Raw genomic sequence first — 6,454 nt, forward strand, 5'->3', positions numbered from 1 at the left:
GCCTGAAACGGTGAGTTGTTTTGGGGTCTTTCCTGGTTATGACGAATGGCTGCATGAAATTGCGACACGTGCAGCGAATTATTTTTGCGTTGGTGGCACGTACGGAGGGGCGAAGTCGTCGGGTGCGCTAGCCACCAGCTTCGATAAATGGCCGAAACGAAGTCTGTATTGGGCGGGTGTCAAGCCGGTTTTGCGTCGGAACAGGCGGTTCAGAAAGCTAACATCCTCGTAGCCGACCTCGTCGGCTATGGCTTCCACGCTCATCTCGCTTCTCTCGAGCAGTTGCTTTGCCTCCTCGATCCGAACCGCGTGGAGGTAGTCGATCGGTTTCATCCCGGTCGCTTTGGTGAAACGGCGCAGAAAGGATCGTTCGGGCAACCCGGATTGTGCGATGATCGATGCGATCGGCGCGCGCGTCCGGTAGTGAAGCGCCAGCCATTCCTGACAACTGCCGATCATAGGATCGTCCGAGTGCCGATGGCAGGTGAGAGATGCGAATGGCTGCTGGCCGAGGTCGTGCCACTGCAGCATATAGACCTTGGCAACTTCGATCGCCTCCTTCAGCCCCACGAATCGCGCGATGACGTAAAGGGCAAGATCCTGCCAGCTCGAACCTCCCCCCGCCATGACGATCCGCTGACCTTCGCCCGTCATCACAAGGGATCGGTTCGTCTGCACACGCACGCGAGGATAATTGTCCGACAGCGTCGATTCATAGCCCCAATGTATGGTCGCCTCGCAATCCGCGAGCAGTCCAGCCTCGCCGAACAGCAAAGCCCCGGAGCAGGCGCTGGCCAGCAATGCTCCACGCCTATAGTTCTCGGCCAGCCATTGCGCCTCGGGATCATATTGGCCGGAAACGCTTTCGCCCGGGTTCACAAAGAAGTCGGGAATGCAGACGATGTCTGGAGACGGGCAGTCATTGAGGGCGAAGTCAGGATGGATCCGCACCTCGTTTATCGCCCGAAAATCCTCGACGGTTCTAGCGACAACATAGGGCCGCATCTTTGCCTCGCAGATCTCACCCTTGGTTATGAACGGCCAGTCGCGACCAGGCGATGAGAAAAGATCGAGCATGCCGTAGAGGGTAGAGGCCGTCGCCGCGGGGACGGCGAGTATCGCGATGTTCAGGGGTCGATCGCCTACGGTCATCGAGATCACCCGATCAAATGGCGGAAATCGCCAGGTTGTGGCACTAACAGCTTTAGCACCTCATCCGACGTTGAACTAGCTTTGAGGCATTCCAGGCGGAGAACGGAGGTTCGACATGTCGACTGACCAGCTACGCAGCGGCTTTCGCGGAGCATTGCTGGCCATGGCTGGCACGGCACTTCGCGAGGCATCTCGCTTATTCAACCTCATGCGCGCCCGCCACATTCAGCGTATGGCGCAGCGCACGCTTGACGAAATTGCAACCCGCTTTCCGGCGCATCTGATCGATGACCTCAACGCCCGCGGCCTGCCTCCGGATCGCCTATGGGGAGCGCGTGGGCCGGAACCGCTCTGCGAGGCCGTCGTCGGAGAGGCTAAGCTCGCTCGCGAACACCGTGCCGGCGAAGTCGCGGATCCAACACTCCACACCGTCGCGTTCCTCGAAAGAGACGTGCGGCGCGTGCTCTTCTTGGCGCGGGAATGCGATGACGGCGCCGACAGTTCTCGCGAGGAAGGACTGATCCCTTCTTACCCTGACGGTTCTTCAAGCGCCCGCATCCATGCCTCTCAGATCTCGCCCTTGTTCATCAACGGCCAGTCGCGGCCGGGGCGATGAAAACAGATCGAGCATGCCGTAGTAGGGTAGAGGCCGTCGCTGCCGGGCGGCGAGTATCGAAACGTTCAGCGAGCGGTTGCCCGAGGTCATCGAGATCACCCGATCAAATGGCGGAAATCGCCAGGTTGTGGCATTTATAGCTTTAGCACTCCATCCGACGTCGAACTAGCTTCGAGGCATTTCAAGCAGAAGACGGGGGTTCGGCATGTCGATTGACCAGCTACGCAACGACTTTCGCGGAGAACTGCTAGAACCAGGCGACACTGGATACGAGCGGGCCAGGATCGTCTGGAATGGCATGATAGACAGGCGGCCTGCGGTGATCGCCCGGTGTCGCAACGTCGCCGACGTTGTCTTCTCGGTAAACTATGCCCGGGAGCACGATCTCCTGATCGCCGTGCGAAGCGGCGGCCACAATGTCGCGGGCTACGCCGTCTGCGAAGGGGGCATGATGATCGACCTGTCGCTGATGAACTCCGTGCGCGTGCCTCCGGATCTTGGTCGCGTGTTCGTGGAGGGAGGCGCGACCTGGGCCGACGTCGACGCGGCGACGACGCCGTTCGGCAGAGCCACGCCAGGCGGCCTGATTTCGGCGACCGGCGTGGCTGGTCTTGCCCTTGTCGGCGGCATTGGTTGGCTGCGGGGGAAGCATGGATTGAGTTGCGACAACATAGTCTCGGTAGATTTGGTGACTGCCGACGGGCGCTTGGTTCGTGCCAGTTCTTCGGAAAATCCAGATCTCTTCTGGGCGCTTAGGGGCGGAGGCGGCAATTTCGGTATCGTCGCCAATTTCGAATTCATGTTGCATGAGATCCCGCCGTTGCTCATGTTCTGCGCGCCAGTCTATCCGGAGGAGAGGGCAGTGGAGGTACTCACCAGGTGGCGCGATTATATGGCGGACGCGCCCGATGAGGTTACGGGATTGGCGGAGTTCTCCACGATTCCTCACGATCCGGCCTATCCGCAGAATTGTTGGGGCCGCAGGGTATTAAGCTTGGCGACGGTCTTCGACGGTCCGGCGGAGACCGGAGAGCTCGTTACGAGGCCGCTCCGCCAGTTCGGCGCCCCCCTGATGGATTTCAGCGACCGGATGCCCTACCGCATCTTGCAGACGCTCTACGATGGTCTTTTCCCCAAGGGACGCGACCGGTGCTATTGGAAGTCCACCTATCTCGCGCATCTGAAGCAGGAGACGATCGAGGCCATCGTGGCGGGGCTGGACAGGCGGCCGTCGGAGATGACGTTCGCGTCCGTCTGGAAGATTGGTGGACAGGTAGGCCGCGTCGCCGCCGATGCCACCGCCTTTGGCGACAGGTCCATGCCCTTCATGCTTAGCCTCGACGCCGTTTGGTCGTCGCCGCCGGACGATGAAGCCAATATCGCGTGGGTAAAGTCGGTTTGGAACGGCATGCAGGTTCATAGCACCGGGAGGAGCTACCTGAACTTCCCAGGTCTTGGAGAGGGCCAAAATCTTGTAAGGGACGCCTTTGGGCCTGGGGTCTTCGAGCGACTTCTGCGGATCAAGCGGAAATATGATCCTGGCAATTTGTTTCGAATGAACCAGAACATCTGGGAGCAACTATGAGGAGTATTCGGCGTGTGGCCTGGGTATTTGGCGAGCGGCCTCGGTGCGTCGCCTGTTAGGCTCATAACCTGAAGGCCGCAGGTTCAAATCCTGCCCCCGCAACCACGCTCCTTTGCGAAGTCGTACTCCGATCTACGATGTTGTGTTCATTCGGGCGCGTTCGAAGGCGCGAACTCCCGCGCGTTCCTCTGCACGAACTCCCGAACGTGAACTGACTGCCCCGATCTGTTGATAGTAAGCGCTGTTCTGCCCCTACCCTTTCGGACGGGAATCCGATCGTTGATGTTCTTGCCGAACGAGGCTTCGACGTATGACGATTACAGGATTTACGTATACCACCAAGGCCGAGGAGCCGTTGCAGCGGTTTGAAGTTTCACCGGCGTTGGACGACGTCGCGATTGGAGCGACGAAGAAAAGGCAAAGATTGAGCTTAATATCGAAAAACCACGCCAAACGTCACTTTTCGAAGATCTGTTTCAATGCCCTGCCATCTTTAAGGCACGGGCAGTGGTGGTCGTCGTGGAGCGGGACCGCGTGATGCATCGAAGCTTACATCGGGACCGATTGTGGCCAGAGCGGATGTCGCCGCCACCGAACCGGTCGCGCTCCAGCAATATTTTCTTTCGCAGCAAAAAAGAAATTTTGTGTTCCTACTGGCACGACCGCATCGATAACTATACCCGCCCGGTTATTTCCGACCGATTTCAACACGTGCAGGCGGGCGCGATTTCCATGCAGCGACGATTAATCCTTACTGCCGGTATCAACAGCACCGGCTATCTCGCCGACTCCTGGCGGCATGTCAGTGACTCGCCGCTTGTCTTTGCTGAATTCGATCATTACTTGCGAGCGACGAGGATCGCCCATGCCGGGCGGCTGGACGCGGTGTTCTTCTCCGATCATCCGGCGCTCGGCGCCGACCCAGCCCAGCGGCCCCTCCATAGCTTCGAGCCGCTGACGCTTTCGACCGCGCTGGCCGTTGCAGTGCCCGATATCGGCTTCGAGATCACGGTTTCCTCGACCTACAGCGCCCCATACGATCTGGCGCGCCGGCTTGCGACCCTCGATCACATTTCCGGAGGTCGCGTTATTTGCAACATCGTCTCTTCCTTCAACCCGGCCGTCGCCGCCAATTATGGTTCGGCACCCTTGCCACCGCGCGAGGCGCGCTATCGGCAGGCACATGAATTCATGTCGGTCGTCACCGCGCTGCTTAAGAGCTGGAATCTGCGTCGGCCGGTTGATCCGCAATCCGGCGTGTGGGACCCCGACTTTGCCCGCCCGATCAGTCATAAGGGTGAGTTCTACAGTGTTGCAGGGCCGCTTAATGTACCGAGTGATGCGCGGCGGCGGGCGCTGATAGGGCAGGCGGGCGCCTCCGGGCCGGGACTCGATTTTGCCGCCGCTTATGGTGAAATCATCTATTGCTCGCTTCTTTCACTGCCGGCGGCTTGGAATTTCCGGGACGAGCTGCATGCGAGGGCGAAAGCGCGGGGACGTGCGCCGGCCTCGTTGCGGATCGTCCCCGGCCTCGTTCCCATTATCGGCCGTACGCGAGCCGAAGCGCTGGAGCGGCACGATGCCGTTTCGGGCGCCGGCAGCGAGAAAGGCTTGCTGCGGCGTTTCGCAAGGGATGCAGGGATCGATTATGCCACACTCGATCCCGACGCTCCGGTCGCCAACGACCTGTTCAAGACAAGCGCCGATCAGCAACGCCCAGCTGGCTTTACCCAGGCGCTCGCCGAACTTGCCCGTCACGAGCGTATCACGCCGCGGCAATTCGTGCGCCGCGTCGAAGGCGGCCACCGGCTGGTCGCCGGCACCGCCGATGACGTCGCGTCCGATATCATCGCCTGGTGGCGTTCCGGCGTGGTGGAAGGGTTCAACATTCAGACGCCAGTGCTGCCCGAAGACCTCTCCGATTTCGTCGAACAGGTGGTGCCGCGCCTGCAGAAAGCCGGCATTTTCCCGCGGGAATACGAGAGCGGAAGCCTGCGCGAACGTTTCGAGCTCACGGGAGAAATCTGAAATTTTTACTATCAATTTAGGGAGATGACAGGCGATGAGCGGCGACCTGGACATAGTCGATATCCACACCCACCTTTGGCCGCGGGATTGGGGTCTTGACGGCGTCAGACGAATATCGTCCGGCCTTGCAGACGAGATCCTGCGCAAGATCACCGATCCGAGTTCTCTTTTAAGCGAGTTCGAGACGGCCGGCATATCGCTCGCGGTGCTAAGCACGACGACCGAGAGCCTGTTCGGTGTCGAAGGACCGGTTGATCACGACATCATCCGCAGCGTCAACGATTGGCTGACAGGATTGGTCGAAGCCCATCCGGGCCGTTTAGCTGCGCTGGCAACCATCGATCCCTTTTCAGGGGAGACGGCCGCACGCGAGGCAGAGCGTGCACTCGGCGAGCTCGGATTGTCGGGCCTTGTTGTCGATTCCTCGCGTAATAGCAAGTTCATCGGCGATCCCAGTGCGCGGGCGACATTCGCGGTTGCGGCCAAATATAAGGTGCCGGTCTTCGTGCACCCGATCAATGCGCCGCAGGCGGAGATACTAATTGCCGGCGCCGGCAAGCTCGGCAATTCGCATGGCCGTGGTTTGATGAACGGCGTGGCGTTCCTGTCGGCCCTGGAGAGCGGCCTGCTCGACGAATTTCCCGATCTCGATTTCATCTTTGCCACCCTGGGGCTCGGGGCCATCGTCCAGGCGTCGCGGGGCGGTCGTTATTCGCGGCAGAATCGTGCCGAAGGCCGGCGGCCGAACATCTATTTCGATACGATGGGCGACGATCCGTCCATTATTGCCATTCTTGCGGAATTCTTCGGACCTGAAAGAGTGTTGGCCGGAACGGACTGGCCGATCCTGCCCTCACTGTCCGAGCAGTCCCTTCGCAACAGCCTGGAAACCGCCGGGCTCGACGAGGAGGCGCAGAAGCTGATCGCGGGTGGCAACGCGCGGCGCATTCTCGGCCGGGCGCTCCGTTAGCGGGGCAGGGGAATCGCATTTGAAAAAAGGTGTGGCGGTTTGATGTGATATGGATTCTTTAGGGAGCTCTGTTTTGGAGCTTTCTGATGGTTTCGCTTATTAC

The 6,454-nt window shown here is 59.9% G+C and carries 5 protein-coding genes; 4 read left to right on the forward strand and 1 reads right to left on the reverse strand.

The genetic code is table 11. The features are described from left to right. Positions 1–78: 78 nt before the first annotated feature. Positions 79–1,152, reverse strand: coding sequence for a GlxA family transcriptional regulator (locus tag PY650_RS23165; protein ID WP_285881913.1), 1,074 nt, complete (start codon positions 1,150–1,152; stop codon positions 79–81). A gap of 115 nt (positions 1,153–1,267) precedes the next feature. Here PY650_RS23165 and PY650_RS23170 point away from each other — a divergent pair, with 115 nt between their 5' ends. The 4 genes from PY650_RS23170 to PY650_RS23185 all read left to right on the forward strand — a co-directional run bounded on the left by PY650_RS23170 (position 1,268) and on the right by PY650_RS23185 (position 6,351). After that, entirely contained in the window at positions 1,268–1,768 is a 501-nt protein-coding gene (locus PY650_RS23170; RefSeq protein WP_285881914.1) for a hypothetical protein, read from the forward strand. A 205-nt stretch (positions 1,769–1,973) separates the two neighbouring features. After that, positions 1,974–3,353 (forward strand): FAD-binding oxidoreductase, encoded by a 1,380-nt coding sequence (locus tag PY650_RS23175; RefSeq protein ID WP_285881915.1) that lies wholly within the window; start codon positions 1,974–1,976, stop codon positions 3,351–3,353. Between the two features lie 732 nt (positions 3,354–4,085). Beyond that, positions 4,086–5,381, forward strand: a complete 1,296-nt coding sequence (locus PY650_RS23180; protein WP_285881916.1) for an NtaA/DmoA family FMN-dependent monooxygenase — start codon at positions 4,086–4,088, stop codon at positions 5,379–5,381. Positions 5,382–5,415: 34 nt separating this feature from the next. After that, a complete protein-coding gene (locus tag PY650_RS23185; RefSeq protein ID WP_285881917.1) occupies positions 5,416–6,351 on the forward strand; it encodes an amidohydrolase family protein in 936 nt (311 codons plus the stop codon). Positions 6,352–6,454 lie beyond the last annotated feature (103 nt).

Source organism: Martinezella calliandrae (assembly GCF_030272695.1).
In the GTDB taxonomy this organism is placed as follows: Bacteria; Pseudomonadota; Alphaproteobacteria; order Rhizobiales; family Rhizobiaceae; genus Rhizobium; species Rhizobium calliandrae.